Raw genomic sequence first — 15,207 nt, forward strand, 5'->3', positions numbered from 1 at the left:
CGCGTCTTTTGAATAAGGGAACTTATTTGAAAGGCGCTTTTTCGTTGCAAATCCGTTGAAAGGGGAAGAAAGATGATTCAAATTTATAACACACTGACACGTCAAAAAGAAGTATTTAAGCCCATTGAAGAAGGCAAGGTTCGGATGTATGTTTGTGGTCCAACAGTTTATAACTACATTCATATCGGTAATGGTCGTAGTGCAGTGGCTTTTGATACGGTTCGTCGTTACTTAGAATACCGTGGTTATAAGGTCAATTACGTCTTAAATTTTACCGATGTTGATGATAAAATTATTCGTACCGCTCAAGAAGTTGGTAAAACAGCACCAGAAATTGCCCAAAAATTTATTGAGGCCTTTAATCAAGATACGGCTGCTCTAGAAGTAAAGCCGGCTTGTTTTAATCCAAAAGTAATGGATCATATTCCAGATATTATTGAATTTATCGAAGCGCTGATTGAAAAAGGTTATGCCTATATTTCGCAAGGTGATGTTTACTATCGAACACGTAAGTTTGAAAAGTATGGTCAATTAAGTGATCAATCCATCGATGAATTGGAAACAGGTGCCAGTCAAAGAATGGGTAACGAACAACAAATTAAAGAAGATCCACTTGATTTTGCTTTATGGAAAAGTGCCAAACCAGGTGAAATTTCATGGAAGGCACCTTGGGGGGCGGGGCGACCAGGCTGGCATATTGAATGTTCAGTTATGGCAACGAAACATTTAGGGGATACCATTGATATTCATGGTGGTGGTCAAGATTTAGAATTCCCACACCATGAAAATGAAATTGCACAAAGTGAAGCGAAAACAGGCAAAACGTTTGCCAATTATTGGATGCACAATGGATTTGTAACCATCGGTGAAGACGAGGAAAAAATGAGTAAATCGTTAGGTAACTTTGTAACGGTTCATGAAATGGTTCAAAAAGTTGATCCACAAGTGTTACGCTTTTTCTTAGCAACGACGCATTATCGTCGACCATTGCGTTATAGTGAGGTAACCTTTAAAGAAGCCGAGACGAATTTAAATCGTTTACGTATTGCCTATGAAAATCTAGATTTTCGTTTAAATGATAGTCAAGTAACAACGGATCAAGATGTAGAATTACTAGAAAAATGGAATCAATCACTAACACAATTTACAACCGAGATGGATGATGACTTTAATGCGGCCAATGGTATGACAATCTTATATGAGATGGCCAAATGGTTAAACATTTATGCGCAAGAAGCAGTCGTTTCTCGTGCGGTCATCGAACAAGTTTTAGTTGATTATCGTGAACTGTTAAGCATTTTTGGTATTTATTTCCAACAAGAACTCGTGGATGCCGAGGTCGAAGCTTTGATTGCTGAAAGAAACCAAGCACGTGCGGAGCGAAACTTTGCTCGTAGTGATGAAATTCGTGATTTATTTAAAGAACAGGGGATTGTCTTGGAAGATACACCACAAGGAACCCGTTGGAGAAGAGAAAAATGAAAGATTACCGTCAATTAAATGGTCTAGCACTGGCTTATGTAGGGGATGCGATTTATGAAATTTATATTCGTCAGCACCTTGTGGCTACGGGACAAGCACGACCAAGTCAATTGCATCGTTTAGCAACCCATTATGTTTCAGCCAAAGCGCAAGCGATGTTAATTCAAAAAATGTTAGATGAAAAAATGTTAACCGAAGAAGAAGAAGATTTTTACCGTCGTGGGCGTAATAGTAAAAGCCAAACTAGTGCTAAAAATACCGATATTAAGACGTATCGCATGTCAACAGGCTTTGAAGCGCTAATGGGATACTTACACCTCACAGAACAAAAAGAACGCTTAGAAGAGCTAATAGAATGGTGTATTCAACACGCCGAAGTTTAGAAAGAAAGGATGGTTAAAATGAGAAAAAACACGCCAAAGTTTGATGGGAAAAAACGTCATTTTAATAAAAACGAAGCCCCTCAACGAAAAAATAAAGCACGAGATGCCTATCAAGAACAAGATTCAAAACATGATAAAAGTGCAGAAGAAATTGCCGAGAACTTTGTCTTTGGGCACCATGCAGTTGCCGAAGCGATTAAAGAAGGTCGCGGAAATAAATTATTTATTTTAGAAGATGCACGTGGCGATAAAATCAATGATTTAAAAGAGTTAGCACAAACGGCTTCTGTCCCAGTAAAATGGGTACCAAAACAGAAATTAGATAGTATGTCACAAGACGCTGTGCATCAAGGTGTTGTTTTGGCAATCACACCGTATGATTATTTATCACTAGCTGATTTACTAGCACAGAAAAAAGAAAATCCATTTTATCTGATTTTAGATCGTTTAGCTGATCCACATAATTTTGGATCAATTTTACGAACCGCAGATGCTTCAGGTGTTGACGGAATTATTATTCCCAAACACCGTTCTGTAGGGATTACACCAGTCGTTGTTAAAACATCAACAGGAGCTGTTGAACATGTTCCTGTCGCTCGTGTGACGAATCTAAGTCAAACGATTAAAGAGTTAAAAGAGCAAGGTTTTTGGATTTTTGGCACCGATATGCAAGGGACTTCTTACAATAAATGGAATGCTCAAGGCTCGATTGCTTTAATTATTGGTAATGAGGGCAGTGGCATGAGCGAAGGTTTGAAAAAAGAAGTCGATGAAATGTTAACGATTCCGATGACCGGTCATGTTCAAAGTTTAAATGCATCCGTTGCAGCGAGCCTATTGATGTATGAGGTGTTCCGTCAGAGAAATTTCGGTGACCTATGAAAAAAGATTTATTAATCGTGGATGGATATAATATGATTGGCTTTTGGCCAGAACTCGTTCGATTAAAAAATCAAGATCGTTTAGAAGAGGCTCGTGAAGAACTTTTAAAACGATTATCAAGTTACGGAAAATATGAAGGCATTGAAATTATTGTCGTTTTTGATGCACAGCTTGTGCCAGGAATTACGCAAAGTTATCGTAAACATCAAGTCGAAGTGATTTTTACCGAAGAAGGGGTGACAGCCGATAGTTATATCGAAAAATTGGCTGGTGAGCGCAACAATATTGTCACTCAAGTCACCGTCGCTACGAGTGATTTAGCGGAACAATGGGTTATTTTCTCGCAAGGGGCGTTACGGACATCAGCACGTGAGTTATATAAACTTGTTGAAAAAAATGATAAAAATATTGAGACCCATCGTAAAGAAATCCATTTTAGTCACTTTCGACGCAATTCACCTTGGAATCAAGAACAACTTGCTCGTTTAGAGGGAAAATTGGATGAATTGAGTCATAAAAAAAGAAAATGACAAAAAGTGACCCATTAAATGAGAAAATTTAATAAATGAACATGTTACGCTCCTTTTAGCAAACAATGAAAAAAGGGGCGTTTTTTATGCAAGAAAAATTGATTTTGGCAGCAAAGCAAGGCGATGAACAAGCACTAGAAGAGTTGTATCGACAATATTGGCCACTCGTGTATGGCTTGCGTAAAAAATATTTTTTACGTGATTTAGATGAACAAGACTGGCTGCAAGAAGGATTCATTACTTTTTATGACTGTTTGTGTGTGTTTGAAAGACACCATGGAGCCTCACTCGGTTCATTTTTTAAACGAGCTTTTGAAAATCGTATTCGTAGTTTAATCCGACGTGAATTTGCCTATAAGCGCCAATCAAATATTGGCGCTGTTTCTTTTGAGCAAACAGTGGCAGATGGCTTTGAAGATTTATGTGAGTATACGAGCTATTCTCAAGATCCACTTCAACAAATTTTAGTCCAAGAAGTATTTGAAGAGAGCAAGAATAATTTATCTACTTTAGAATTGGAAGCGTTATCTTTGTGTTTAGAAAAACCGACTGAAGAATTAAGTAAAAGTTTATTTAGTGCTTATAATCGCTCACGTCGAAAAATTATCGATTCGTTTTACACCAAATAAGAATAATATGAAAAAAATGAGGGAATTCTAATTGTAATCAAAATAAATTTATGATAAACTTGAAATTTTCCGTAAAATATGTTATGATAACACCCGTGAGGTGAACGCAATGCCAACAACGTTAGCGACGATTAAGAAAGATTTAGAAGGACGAATTGGGAGCGAAATCATGTTAGTTGCCCAAACCGGACGTAAACGTCAGACAGAGCGTCGAGGAATTTTAACTGAGACTTATCCGTCTGTCTTCGTAGTAGATTTAGATCCTAATGAAAACTCTTTTGAACGTGTTTCTTATAGTTACTCGGATGTTTTAACCAAAACAGTTGAGATTGAGTTTTTCGGGGAAGAATTGATGTAAATAATGAAATCAGAAGCGCAGGATTTTCCTGAGGCTTCTTTTTTTTAGATTGAGGAAAGAGAATAACTTCCTTTCAAATTGCTTCGATGATAAAATATAGGCTAGTATGAATACTTAGTTAATAAGTATTAGAGTCAGGGGTAAATTAAATGGCAAATAAAAAAGTGACAATTAGAGATGTTGCAAAACAATCAGGGGTATCAATTGCAACGGTTTCCCAAATTTTAAATAACAATCAAGAAAAATTTAGTCCCAAAACAGTAGCAAAAGTGATGGAGGCTAAAGAAAGCTTAAATTATGAACCCGATTACTTTGCAAGGCGTATGATTATGAAAAAAAGTAAAACAATCGGAGTGTTGCTTCCTGATATCACCAATCCGTTTTTTAGTATGCTCTTGAGTGGAATTGAAAAGAGTTTATATCAAGAAAAATATGTAATGATGCTTTGTAATGCGGATTTGGATGCAACACGAGAAATGGAATATTTAGAAGAATTGAGTCGTCGTGGAGTAGATGGTTTTATTATTGCGACATCAGCGATTTCTAATCAAATGATTAATGAAACATTACGTAAGAAAGCTTTGCCTTTTATTGTACTTGACCAAAAAAAGGCGGAAGGTTTTAGCGATGCAGTGTTGACTGAAGACTATTTAGGAGGACAGTTAGCTGCTGAACACCTTGCAAATTTAGGACACCAAAAAGTTGCCATCCTTATGCCGGAAGAGGCGTCGATGAATATCCGAACACGGTTAGCGGGATTTCAATCGATTTTTCCTGAAGCACGAATCATTTATAGTGAATTATCAAAAGTGGCTGGTCGGGATGCTGCTCGGAGAGTTTTAGAAGAAGATTTAACAGGAATATTTACTACGAGTGACGAAATTGCGATTGGTCTTTATTTAGGGTTAAAAGAAGCAGGAAAAAAAATTCCAAGGGATTACAGTATTGTTGGCTATGATAATACTGAAATGAGTGAATTTGTGACTCCCCCATTAACAACTGTGGCACAACCAATCTTTGAATTGGGGCAACAGGCGGCAGAATTACTCTTAGAACGGATTGAATATCCAGAGAAAAAATGGGAAGAAAAAACATTACCAGTACATTTAATAACTCGACTTTCAACAGCACCCTTGAAATAGCTTTCAAGGTGTGCTATATTTTTGACAAGCAATTAAAACGTTTTAATAAAACGTTTTAAAAGAAGCTGGTATCTTATTTAAAAATTGTGAAAAGGTGGAGATAGCAAAATGAATACGATTACAGTCATTGGAAGTATTAACTTGGATCGTACAATTCGAGTAAATCAAATGCCAAAACCGGGAGAAACAATGCACACTAAAGAAATATTTTCATCGGGTGGAGGAAAAGGAGCGAATCAAGCTGTTGCTGCGAAACGTTCAGAAGCGAAGACTCACTTTATCGGAGGAATTGGTAATGATGAAGCGGGACAAGTGATGCTTGAATTATTGAAACAAGAAGAAATTAATGTAACCGGTATCTTGGAATTTGAAAATGAAAACACAGGTCAAGCTTATATCATTGTCGATAATGAAGGGGAAAATAGTATTATGATTCACGCGGGAGCAAATAATGCTTTTACACCCATCCATGTACAAAAACATAGACAAACGATTGAACAAAGTGATTTTCTAATCGCTCAGTTCGAAAGCGCGATTGAGAGTACAATCGAAGCTTTCTCTATAGCAAGGGCAGCCGGCGTGACGACAATTTTGAATCCGGCTCCAGCTTTTTCAGAAGTGCCTCAGGATTTATTAAAAGTAACGGATATCATTATTCCCAATGAAACGGAAACAGAGATTTTGACGGGAATTAAAATTACGGATGAAGTAAGTATGGAACAAGCAGCAACAGTCTTGCATGAGTTAGGAATTCAAGTTGTAATCATTACGGTTGGAAGTAAAGGAGCTTATTATCATACTGCTGATAATAGTGGAATGATTCCGGCATTTAAGGTTGAAGCTGTCGATACAACGGCGGCAGGGGATACTTTTATTGGAAGCATGAGTAGCGTTCTAAAAAAGGATTTTAGTAATTTAGAATCAGCCATTCGTTATGGTAATAAGGCTTCTTCAATTACTGTTCAACGTTTTGGAGCACAACCATCGATTCCGTATAGAAACGAAATTATGTAAGTAGAGGAGAATTTTACGATGAAAAAAAGTTTAGTTATCAATTCAGATATATCAAGAGTGATTGCTCAAATGGGGCATTTTGATAAATTGAGTATAGGCGATGCGGGCATGCCAGTTCCTATGAATACAGAAAAAATAGATTTGGCTGTTTCAAATGGAGTACCCAGTTTTATTGACGTACTGGATAATGTCTTAGAAGAACTAGCAGTCCAACGCATTTTTTTAGCAGAAGAGATTCAAACGGAAAATCCGAAAATTCTACAAGAAATTAAAGAGCGATTCATAGATACGCCAATTGTATTTATACCACATAGTGAAATGAAGCAAGAATTGAGTAATTGTCATGCTTTCATTCGGACTGGCGAAATGACACCATATGCCAACATACTATTAGAAAGTGGCGTTGTTTTTTAACCGAAGGAGGAAATTAAGTGAATACTACTGCATTATTAATTGGATTGGGTCCATTACTTGGTTGGGGTCTTTTCCCAACAATTGCTTCTAAAATTGGTGGTCGACCAGTAAATCAAATTGTTGGAACAACGTTAGGAACATTGATCTTTGCTCTAATTTATTCAACAATCAATCATATTGCCTTTCCAACGGGAATAGACTTAGCTTTTTCTGTTTTATCAGGGATTGGTTGGGGAAGTGCTCAAATTATTACTTTTAAATCATTTGAGTTAGTAGGCTCTTCCAGAGCGATGCCTATCACAACAGCATTTCAATTATTAGGGGCTTCTTTATGGGGTGTCATAGCATTAGGGAATTGGCCGGGGACAACGGCGAAAGTTTTTGGCGGATTCGCTTTAGCTCTAATCGTTTTAGGTGCTTGGATGACTGTTTGGACAGAGAAAAAAACACAAGAAAGTAGCCAACTTTTGAGAAAAGCCGTTATTATGTTAGCTATTGGAGAAATTGGTTATTGGGCATATTCTGCTGCTCCACAAGCAACAACGATTGATGGAGCGCAATCTTTCTTGCCACAAGCAATTGGGATGGTGTTGGTCGCAGTTATCTATGCGATTGTTTTAAGAGTTAGAAAGCAAGAAAGCTTTGCATTATTTGAAGTAGTTTCGTACAAGCAAATTATTTCGGGATTTTTCTTTGCTTTTGCAGCCTTAACTTATCTAATTTCGGCTCAACCAGATATGAATGGATTAGCAACAGGTTTTATCTTGTCACAAACATCAGTTGTTTTGGCAACACTAACAGGTATTTTTATTTTAAAACAGAAAAAAACGAAAAAAGAAATGCTTGTAACGATGGCGGGCTTAGTATTTATTTTACTAGCTGCAGCGATTACAGTGATGATTTAAGAAAAAACGACTATCTTCCACAATTGACAGTGGCGGATAGTCGTTTTATTGATTAAATATTTTTATCGGATTTTTCTTGTAACAAATCGCGAATTTCTCTTAAGTAATCTTCACTTGTGAAGGTTACTTCCTCTTCTTCTTCTGGTGTTTTAGCAGTCAATGATTTTGCGTGGTTAACGGATTTAACGACAAGGAATAAAACAAAACCAGTGATAAGGAATGTAATAATAGCACTAATAATGATACTGAAATTGAAGTCGACCCCATTAATTCTCACATTCAGTACTTTTAAGGCACCTTCCATATCGCCACCGCGATCGACAAATAATGAGATGAACAACTCAATTAAAGGTGTAATAAAGTTTTCAACGACACTTGTCACAATCCCAGTGAATGCTGCTCCAATTACAACCCCAATTGCAAGATTTAACGCGTCACCTTTGATGATAAATTCTTTAAATTCACTACCTAATTTTTTCATAAAAAGACCCCTTTCTTTAAATTTAATTTAAGTATAAACTTCTTTAGAATTTATTTCCAATAAGAATGCTTTTCTTTCGCGCATTAAAAGCGAAGGAGTCTTTTTCCTGTGCTATAATATTATAGAATAACTTTAATTAGAAAAGGGAGCTTTTTTATGACGATTCAAATCCAACCAGGAATTACTTTGACAGTCATTCCAACTGAAAAATATAAAACGATTCGTTTGTTCGCGCGTTTTTCTGCCAAACATACAAGACAAGAAGCGGCAAGCCGGACGTTGTTGACAAGTATTTTAGAAACGAACAGTTTAAATTATCCAACACAAACCGCATTGAGTGCCAAGTTGGCAGATTTATATGGTGCAAGTTTTGGTTTAAATGTTGGAAAACGCGGTAATTTACATCAAGTGAACTTAGCAATGACGGTGGTTAACGGAAAATACATCAATCAACCCCGCGTTTTTGCTGAAGCGGTGGCTTTTTTGAAAGAAATTTTATTTTATCCAAACATTCACGACAAGCAATTTGAACAACAAACATTTGATTTAGAAAAAAATAATTTAATTGCTTATATCGAAAGTATTGAAGAAGATAAGCAAAGTTTAGCTTCTTTAAAATTACAGGAATTGTATTTTGAAGGCGATGAGGATCAAAAGACACCAAGTTTTGGCCGTGTTGAGGAACTAAAAAAAGTGACAGCTCAAACATTAGTTGAAACTTATGAAAAAATGTTAAAAGAAGATCAAATTGACCTTTTTGTAGTCGGAGACGTTACAGAAGAAGCAGTTTTAGAGGAAATCAAAGCATTACCATTTTCTCAGAGCGAACGTGCTAGTTTCGAGATGTTCTATCGTCAACCAGAAAAAAATACGGTAAAAGAAGCGACGCTAACGGAAAATGTTTTACAAGGAAAATTGAATTTAGGTTATGCGACGAATATTTATTATAATGATCCCGAACGTTACGCGTTAATGGTGTTCAATGGTTTATTTGGTGGTTTCCCACATTCAAAACTCTTTATGAATGTCCGTGAAAAAGCCAGTTTAGCTTATTATGCCTCAAGTAGTATTGACACATTCCGAGGATTTCTATCGGTTCAAACCGGAATTGATGGCAAAAATCGTCAAGCAGCAATGACGTTGATTCGCGAACAATTGGAAGCTTTATGCCGTGGTGAAGTAACAGAGGAAGAGTTACAAAAAACGAAAGCCATGTTGAAAAATCAATATTTATTATCACTAGATAATCCGCAAGCTTTAATTGAAACAGCCTATTTAAATGTTTGGCTACCAGAAACGAAACAAAATCAAGAAGAACTAATTGAAAATATTATGAGTGTGACGAAAGAAGAAGTTCAAATAGTCGCACAACAAATTCAGTTAGAGTCCGTCTTCTTTTTAAATGGGGAGCAAATCGATGAATAAAAAAATTTATGAACAAATTAATGAGACATTGTACGAAGAAGTATTGGAAAATGGATTAAAAGTTTATCTTTTGCCGAAAAAAGATTTCCAAAAAACGTATGGTCTCTTTAGCACGAATTATGGTTCAATTGATAATATTTTTGGTTATGCCGGAGAGGAACTTAAAAGTGTTCCCGATGGTATTGCTCACTTCTTAGAACATAAACTATTTGAAAAAGAAGAAGGCGACGTCTTCCAAAAATTTGGCGACCAAGGAGCTTCAGCTAATGCTTTTACGAGCTTTACGCGTACGAGTTATTTATTTTCTGCCAGTAATCGAGTGAAAGAAAATCTATTAACATTATTAGATTTTGTGCAAGAGCCTTACTTTACGCCAGAAACAGTTGAAAAAGAAAAAGGTATTATTGGACAAGAAATTCAAATGTATCAAGATGATCCGAATTGGCGTCAATTTTTTGGTATTTTGAATAATATGTATCCTAAACACCCACTTCATATTGATATTGCCGGAACAATTGAAAGCATTGCGGAAATTACGGCTGACGATTTGTATCGTTGCTATGAAACGTTTTATCATCCAAGTAATATGACACTTTTTGTCGTCGGAGATATCGATCCAAATGAAATGATGACATGGATTAAAGAAAATCAAGCAACGAAAACGTTCAGCCCGATTCAAGAAATTATTCGCCAATTTCCAGAAGAAACATCAGCGGATATTATTCCTTTTTCATCTGTGCAAATGCCAGTTAACCGGACCAAAGCAGTTGTGGGGATTCGCGGGTTTGAAGCAGACTTACCAGAAACAGCCAAAGAACAATTGGTCTTTCGAACTGCGATTCAACTATACTTCCAAATGCTCTTAGGTAATACAAGCGACAACTATTTGAACCTTTATCAAGAAGGGGTAATTGACGATACGTTTGGTTTTGATTTTTCTTTTGATCGTAGTTTTCATTTTGCTGATTTTGCAACTGATACAACCAATCCGGACTTGTTCGCCGAAAAAATGGAAGCTATTTTACTGAATGCTAAACAAGATCCTGGTGTGAATGAAGAAAACTTAGCTTTATTGAAGAAAAAAATGCTAGGAAAATATTTCCAATCCTTGAATTCTTTAGAATATATTGCCAATCAATTTACCCAAGATTTATTCGGAGAGCTAACGTTATTTGATTTACCGGCAGTCATTCAAGCAATCGAGCTAGAAGATTGTCTACGTGCAGGCGAGCAATTTATTAAGAAAGAAAACTTTAGTCGTTTTTATCTAGAACCATTATCAAAAGAAGATTAAAAATTTTTAGAGGTTCTAGAAAAAGACGCTACAAGACGGCTTTTTATGGTATTCTAAATAAAGTAAATTTATGATATAGACTGGAGAAGATGGACGAGTGGGCAACGAGCTTTTAATAGGAGATAAACTTCGGCAAGCCCGATTAAATAAAAATATTAGCCTTGATGAATTGCAACAAAAAACCAAAATCCAAAAGCGTTATTTAGAAGCAATCGAAAAAGGTGCCTTTGATCTGTTACCAGGTGATTATTACGTGCGCACGTTTCTACGGCAATATGCCGAAGTAGTTGGTGAAGATGGAGAGCATCTAATTGCAGTCTTTAATGGAGAAACAGAACTGGATGCGACAACAGCTGTGAAAGCCCGACAACCAATTGAAACGGTTGAAGGTTCACGAATGACGACACATGGGCCAGCTAAAAGTCGGATATGGCTTGATTACTTACCAACGATTTTAATGGCCTTGATTGCGTTAACCATTTTAATTATTGTCGGTTATTTATCAATTCAAGATAAGAAGGCCAATCCAATTATCGCAACACCGAATTCTGTTGAAGTACAAAATGCTGCAACGTCACAATCAACTGAAGAAAAAGAGGTAAAGGAAACAACAACGGCTTCAGAAATGATTGAATCAACGAGCTCGAGCGAAGAAATTAAAATGAAGATAGCGATTAATCATGTCGCACCACGTGTCTCTGAAGTTAAAGTTGAAAATGTTGAAAAACCGGTTCAGCTTGATTTTACAGGACTTAACGATCGGTGTTGGGTCGGTGTGCAAGTAGATGGGGCTTATATTTTACAATATACGTTAGCACCGCAAGAAAAACAAAGTGTGGAGTTACCAGCAGGTGTCACTTCGGTAAAAATCACTTTTGGTGCAAGTAGTAATGTCCAAATGCATCTCAACCAAGAATTACTTGATTTTGCCAAAGATGCACCGGAATTGTTACAAAAAGAATTAAATCTGACACTGGCGTATGCTCAGTAGTCGTAAGTGTTTTTAAATAGAGAGGAGAACGAAAATTGAATTTACCAAATCAATTAACGGTCTTAAGAATTTTGATGATTCCCATTTTTATTATTATTTTAGTTTTACCCTTTGATTGGGGTGTGTTAGCGGTGGCAGGTGTCCAATTGCCGGTTACACATTTAGTTGCAGCGCTTATTTTTGCTGTTGCTAGTTTTACCGATTGGTTAGATGGCTATATTGCACGTGCGCGTGGCCTTGTTACAAATTTTGGAAAGTTTGCTGATCCATTAGCTGATAAAATGTTAGTCATGACTGCCTTTATCATGCTAGTCGGTTTAGGTTATGCACCAGCTTGGATTGTCGCAGTGATTATTTGTCGTGAATTAGCTGTAACAGGTTTACGACTGTTATTAGTCGAAGATGGCGAGGTCATGGCAGCAGCTTGGCCTGGAAAAGTTAAAACAGCGACACAAATGTTAGCAATCATTTTATTGTTAATTCAAAACGTGCCATTTACAATGATTAATTTACCATTAGACCAAATCATGTTGTATGTATGTTTAGCGGCAACTGTTTACTCCGGAGTGGACTATTTCGCAAAAAATACCCAAGTGTTTAAAGGTTCAATGTAATTTTAAAAGCAGAAAGAGTACGCTAACGTATTTTTTCTGCTTTTATTTTTAAAAAATATAAAGGAAAAAAAGAGTATTTTAATGATAGGAGCAAAGCCAATGCGAGCAGAGATTATAGCAGTAGGGACAGAGATATTATTAGGACAAATTGTGAATACGAATGCGACGTTTTTATCGAAAGAATTGGCCAATCTAGGTATAGAGGTCTATTATCAAAGCGTGGTGGGCGATAATCGTGACCGATTAAAAGGGCAACTAGAAATTGCTGAAAAAAGAAGTGATTTAATTGTTTTGTGTGGCGGATTAGGGCCAACAGAAGACGATTTAACGAAACAAGTTGTTGCAGAACACGTGGGAGAAAGTTTGATTCAAGACCCTTTAGGTTACGAAAAATTAATCGACTATGGAAAAAAACAAAATCGGGCTTTAACAGAAAACAACTTCTTACAAACGCTGATTTTAACGAATAGTCAAGCTTTACAAAATCCAACTGGTTTAGCCGTAGGCATTTTTTATACCGCCGAAGAGAGTCAAACAACATACTTATTATTACCGGGTCCGCCAAAAGAATTACAACCAATGATGGTACAATCGGTACGTCCAATTTTAAAACAAGTTTATCAAGAATCAAGCCAATTGTACTCACGTGTGTTACGTTTTTATGGAATTGGAGAATCACGCTTAGTCACCGAATTATCTGATCTAATCGCGACACAAGTAAATCCGACAATTGCACCATATGCCAAAGAAAATGAAGTCACTTTACGCTTAACAGTTAAGACAACAAGTGAAGAATTGGCTGGACCATTATTAGATGATTTGGAAACAAAGATCCAGACTCGTGTGGGGAATTATTTCTATGGCTATGGAGAAGATAATTCTTTAGTTAAAGTTGTTGTCGCGCTCTTAGAGGAAAAAGGGAAACGTGTTACGGCAGCTGAAAGTCTGACTGCGGGTGCTTTTCAAAGAAGCTTGGGTGAACTCTCAGGTGTCTCTAGTGTCTTCCCAGGTGGTTTTGTAACGTATTCAGCACAAACAAAAATTGATTTTTTACAAATTGATTACACCTTAATTGAAGAATTCGGGACTGTTAGCCAAGAATGTGTTGAAGCGATGGCGATTCAAAGTCGTAAACTTGCTCAAACAGATTATGCTTTGGCTTTTACAGGTGTCGCTGGACCCGATGAGTTAGAGGGACAAGCTGTGGGAAGTTTTTGGATAGGTCTGGCTTCAAATGAAGGTGTATCGAGTCATTTTTATCAAGTCGCCGGTAATCGTGAAACGATTCAAAACCGGGCAGTCATGGCTGGCTTTGAGTTATTGAGAAGAGAATTAATTAAATAAAGGCGAATGTTTGTTCGTTTTTTCTTGCCTTTTGAAAAAAAAAAAGCTATGATAAGGTTACGAATTATAAAACCAATACAATTAAACATAAATGAGAAGTTTTAAATGAGGAGGAAAATTAAGTGGCAGATGATCGTAAAGCAGCCTTAGATGCAGCGCTTAAAAAAATTGAGAAAAGCTTTGGTAAAGGCTCAGTCATGAAACTAGGAGAAAAAGCGGATCAACGTATTTCAACAATTCCAAGTGGTTCTTTAGCATTGGATGTTGCCTTAGGTGTAGGTGGGTATCCAAGAGGGCGTATTATTGAAGTTTATGGACCTGAAAGTTCAGGTAAAACAACTGTCGCACTGCATGCTGTGGCAGAAGTACAAAAAAATGGTGGAACAGCAGCTTTTATTGATGCTGAGCACGCATTAGATCCACTTTATGCTGAAAAATTAGGAGTTAACATCGATGAATTACTATTATCACAACCAGACACTGGTGAACAAGGCTTAGAAATTGCCGATGCTTTAGTTTCAAGTGGTGCCGTTGATATTATTGTTATTGACTCGGTCGCAGCTTTAGTGCCACGCGCAGAGATTGATGGCGAAATGGGAGCATCTCACGTTGGTTTACAAGCACGCCTAATGTCGCAAGCATTGCGTAAATTATCTGGAACAATCAATAAAACGAAGACAATTGCTATTTTCATCAACCAAATTCGTGAAAAAGTTGGTGTAATGTTTGGAAATCCAGAAGTAACACCAGGTGGACGTGCATTAAAATTCTACGCAACGGTTCGTCTAGAAGTCCGTCGTTCAGAGCAATTAAAATCAGGTACGGATATTGTCGGTAACCGTACAAAAATTAAAGTCGTTAAAAACAAAGTTGCACCACCATTTAAAATCGCGGAAGTTGATATTATGTATGGTGAAGGAATTTCTCAAGTTGGGGAATTACTTGATATGGCTGCTGAAAAGGATATTATTGACAAGAGCGGTGCTTGGTACTCATATAAAGACGATCGTATCGGCCAAGGTCGTGAGAACGTTAAGAATTATATGAAAGAACATCCAGAAATGGTTGCTGAAGTTTCTGCACGAGTTCGTGATGCTTACGGTATCGGAACAGGTGAGACACTAGTTGAAGAAGAGGTTCAAGAAGAATTGAATTTCGAAGACAAAGAATAATAATAACTTGTAAAGAGTCGTGCAGAAATTGCTACGGCTCTTTCTTTCAAGTATTTACCTAAGTAAAGGCTCGCATTGGCTAAAAGACAAGGTTACGCCTTTTTTAAGTTGACACTTACTAGGATAAACATTAGAATAAAATTGTGT

At 36.8% G+C, this 15,207-nt stretch carries 17 protein-coding genes and 1 other annotated feature (1 of these 18 cut by a window edge); of the genes, 16 read left to right on the forward strand and 1 reads right to left on the reverse strand.

Going from position 1 to position 15,207, the window contains the following annotated elements:
- Window positions 1–12, forward strand: a binding site (T-box leader); it begins 188 nt to the left of the window's first position.
- Window positions 13–72: 60 nt separating this feature from the next.
- The 10 genes from cysS to rbsU all read left to right on the forward strand — a co-directional run bounded on the left by cysS (window position 73) and on the right by rbsU (window position 7,739).
- Window positions 73–1,482, forward strand: a complete 1,410-nt coding sequence (cysS, locus tag ACFO3L_RS08630; RefSeq protein ID WP_379966049.1) for a cysteine--tRNA ligase — start codon at window positions 73–75, stop codon at window positions 1,480–1,482.
- Window positions 1,479–1,865: a Mini-ribonuclease 3 gene (locus tag ACFO3L_RS08635; RefSeq protein WP_379966052.1), complete on the forward strand. Its 387-nt coding sequence runs from the start codon at window positions 1,479–1,481 to the stop codon at window positions 1,863–1,865. The genes cysS and ACFO3L_RS08635 overlap by 4 nt, the downstream gene beginning before the upstream one ends.
- 9 nt (window positions 1,866–1,874) lie before the next feature.
- Complete coding sequence (gene rlmB, locus ACFO3L_RS08640; RefSeq protein ID WP_379966055.1) at window positions 1,875–2,747, forward strand: 23S rRNA (guanosine(2251)-2'-O)-methyltransferase RlmB; 873 nt, start codon at window positions 1,875–1,877, stop codon at window positions 2,745–2,747.
- Complete coding sequence (locus ACFO3L_RS08645; protein WP_379966058.1) at window positions 2,744–3,277, forward strand: NYN domain-containing protein; 534 nt, start codon at window positions 2,744–2,746, stop codon at window positions 3,275–3,277. The genes rlmB and ACFO3L_RS08645 overlap by 4 nt, the downstream gene beginning before the upstream one ends.
- Window positions 3,278–3,363: 86 nt before the next feature.
- Window positions 3,364–3,906 (forward strand): sigma factor, encoded by a 543-nt coding sequence (locus ACFO3L_RS08650; RefSeq protein WP_379966061.1) that lies wholly within the window; start codon window positions 3,364–3,366, stop codon window positions 3,904–3,906.
- Window positions 3,907–4,015: 109 nt separating this feature from the next.
- On the forward strand, window positions 4,016–4,264 hold the full coding sequence (locus tag ACFO3L_RS08655) for a Veg family protein (RefSeq protein WP_379966064.1): 249 nt from the start codon (window positions 4,016–4,018) through the stop codon (window positions 4,262–4,264).
- A gap of 149 nt (window positions 4,265–4,413) precedes the next feature.
- The gene (gene rbsR / locus ACFO3L_RS08660) at window positions 4,414–5,406 is read left to right on the forward strand and encodes a ribose utilization transcriptional repressor RbsR (protein ID WP_379966067.1); all 993 of its coding nucleotides are present in this window, start codon (window positions 4,414–4,416) and stop codon (window positions 5,404–5,406) included.
- A gap of 108 nt (window positions 5,407–5,514) precedes the next feature.
- On the forward strand, window positions 5,515–6,420 hold the full coding sequence (rbsK, locus tag ACFO3L_RS08665) for a ribokinase (RefSeq protein WP_379966070.1): 906 nt from the start codon (window positions 5,515–5,517) through the stop codon (window positions 6,418–6,420).
- Window positions 6,421–6,438: 18 nt separating this feature from the next.
- Window positions 6,439–6,834, forward strand: a complete 396-nt coding sequence (rbsD, locus tag ACFO3L_RS08670) for a D-ribose pyranase (RefSeq protein WP_379966073.1) — start codon at window positions 6,439–6,441, stop codon at window positions 6,832–6,834.
- A gap of 17 nt (window positions 6,835–6,851) precedes the next feature.
- Window positions 6,852–7,739 carry a ribose/proton symporter RbsU gene (gene rbsU, locus ACFO3L_RS08675; RefSeq protein ID WP_379966076.1) on the forward strand — a complete coding sequence of 296 codons (888 nt, stop codon included), beginning with the start codon at window positions 6,852–6,854 and terminating at the stop codon, window positions 7,737–7,739.
- A 52-nt stretch (window positions 7,740–7,791) separates the two neighbouring features.
- Here rbsU and mscL read toward each other — a convergent pair whose 3' ends face one another.
- A complete protein-coding gene (gene mscL / locus ACFO3L_RS08680; protein WP_379966079.1) occupies window positions 7,792–8,220 on the reverse strand; it encodes a large conductance mechanosensitive channel protein MscL in 429 nt (142 codons plus the stop codon).
- A gap of 156 nt (window positions 8,221–8,376) precedes the next feature.
- Between mscL and yfmF the strand changes: the two genes are divergently transcribed.
- From yfmF to recA, 6 genes are all read left to right on the forward strand, one after another.
- Window positions 8,377–9,645 carry an EF-P 5-aminopentanol modification-associated protein YfmF gene (yfmF, locus tag ACFO3L_RS08685; RefSeq protein ID WP_379966082.1) on the forward strand — a complete coding sequence of 423 codons (1,269 nt, stop codon included), beginning with the start codon at window positions 8,377–8,379 and terminating at the stop codon, window positions 9,643–9,645.
- The gene (yfmH, locus tag ACFO3L_RS08690; RefSeq protein ID WP_379966085.1) at window positions 9,638–10,939 is read left to right on the forward strand and encodes an EF-P 5-aminopentanol modification-associated protein YfmH; all 1,302 of its coding nucleotides are present in this window, start codon (window positions 9,638–9,640) and stop codon (window positions 10,937–10,939) included. The genes yfmF and yfmH overlap by 8 nt, the downstream gene beginning before the upstream one ends.
- A 97-nt stretch (window positions 10,940–11,036) precedes the next feature.
- Window positions 11,037–11,930 (forward strand): helix-turn-helix domain-containing protein, encoded by an 894-nt coding sequence (locus ACFO3L_RS08695; RefSeq protein ID WP_379966088.1) that lies wholly within the window; start codon window positions 11,037–11,039, stop codon window positions 11,928–11,930.
- A gap of 35 nt (window positions 11,931–11,965) precedes the next feature.
- Window positions 11,966–12,544 (forward strand): CDP-diacylglycerol--glycerol-3-phosphate 3-phosphatidyltransferase, encoded by a 579-nt coding sequence (gene pgsA, locus ACFO3L_RS08700; protein WP_379966091.1) that lies wholly within the window; start codon window positions 11,966–11,968, stop codon window positions 12,542–12,544.
- A gap of 99 nt (window positions 12,545–12,643) precedes the next feature.
- A complete protein-coding gene (locus ACFO3L_RS08705; protein ID WP_379966094.1) occupies window positions 12,644–13,888 on the forward strand; it encodes a competence/damage-inducible protein A in 1,245 nt (414 codons plus the stop codon).
- Window positions 13,889–14,010: 122 nt separating this feature from the next.
- Complete coding sequence (gene recA / locus ACFO3L_RS08710; protein WP_379966097.1) at window positions 14,011–15,060, forward strand: recombinase RecA; 1,050 nt, start codon at window positions 14,011–14,013, stop codon at window positions 15,058–15,060.
- The last annotated feature ends 147 nt before the right edge of the window (window positions 15,061–15,207 follow it).

It is taken from the genome of Enterococcus eurekensis (assembly GCF_042654605.1).
GTDB lineage: Bacteria > Bacillota > Bacilli > Lactobacillales > Enterococcaceae > Enterococcus_I > Enterococcus_I eurekensis.

Excerpts from the sequence above, each read along its gene's own strand:
- cysS (WP_379966049.1), top strand. The coding sequence starts at position 73 with ATGATTCAAATTTATAACACACTGACACGTCAAAAAGAAGTATTTAAG.
- ACFO3L_RS08635 (WP_379966052.1), top strand. The coding sequence starts at position 1,479 with ATGAAAGATTACCGTCAATTAAATGGTCTAGCACTGGCTTATGTAGGG.
- rlmB (WP_379966055.1), top strand. The coding sequence starts at position 1,875 with ATGGTTAAAATGAGAAAAAACACGCCAAAGTTTGATGGGAAAAAACGT.
- ACFO3L_RS08645 (WP_379966058.1), top strand. The coding sequence starts at position 2,744 with ATGAAAAAAGATTTATTAATCGTGGATGGATATAATATGATTGGCTTT.
- ACFO3L_RS08650 (WP_379966061.1), top strand. The coding sequence starts at position 3,364 with ATGCAAGAAAAATTGATTTTGGCAGCAAAGCAAGGCGATGAACAAGCA.
- ACFO3L_RS08655 (WP_379966064.1), top strand. The coding sequence starts at position 4,016 with ATGCCAACAACGTTAGCGACGATTAAGAAAGATTTAGAAGGACGAATT.
- rbsR (WP_379966067.1), top strand. The coding sequence starts at position 4,414 with ATGGCAAATAAAAAAGTGACAATTAGAGATGTTGCAAAACAATCAGGG.
- rbsK (WP_379966070.1), top strand. The coding sequence starts at position 5,515 with ATGAATACGATTACAGTCATTGGAAGTATTAACTTGGATCGTACAATT.
- rbsD (WP_379966073.1), top strand. The coding sequence starts at position 6,439 with ATGAAAAAAAGTTTAGTTATCAATTCAGATATATCAAGAGTGATTGCT.
- mscL (WP_379966079.1), bottom strand. The coding sequence starts at position 8,220 with ATGAAAAAATTAGGTAGTGAATTTAAAGAATTTATCATCAAAGGTGAC.
- yfmF (WP_379966082.1), top strand. The coding sequence starts at position 8,377 with ATGACGATTCAAATCCAACCAGGAATTACTTTGACAGTCATTCCAACT.
- yfmH (WP_379966085.1), top strand. The coding sequence starts at position 9,638 with ATGAATAAAAAAATTTATGAACAAATTAATGAGACATTGTACGAAGAA.
- ACFO3L_RS08705 (WP_379966094.1), top strand. The coding sequence starts at position 12,644 with ATGCGAGCAGAGATTATAGCAGTAGGGACAGAGATATTATTAGGACAA.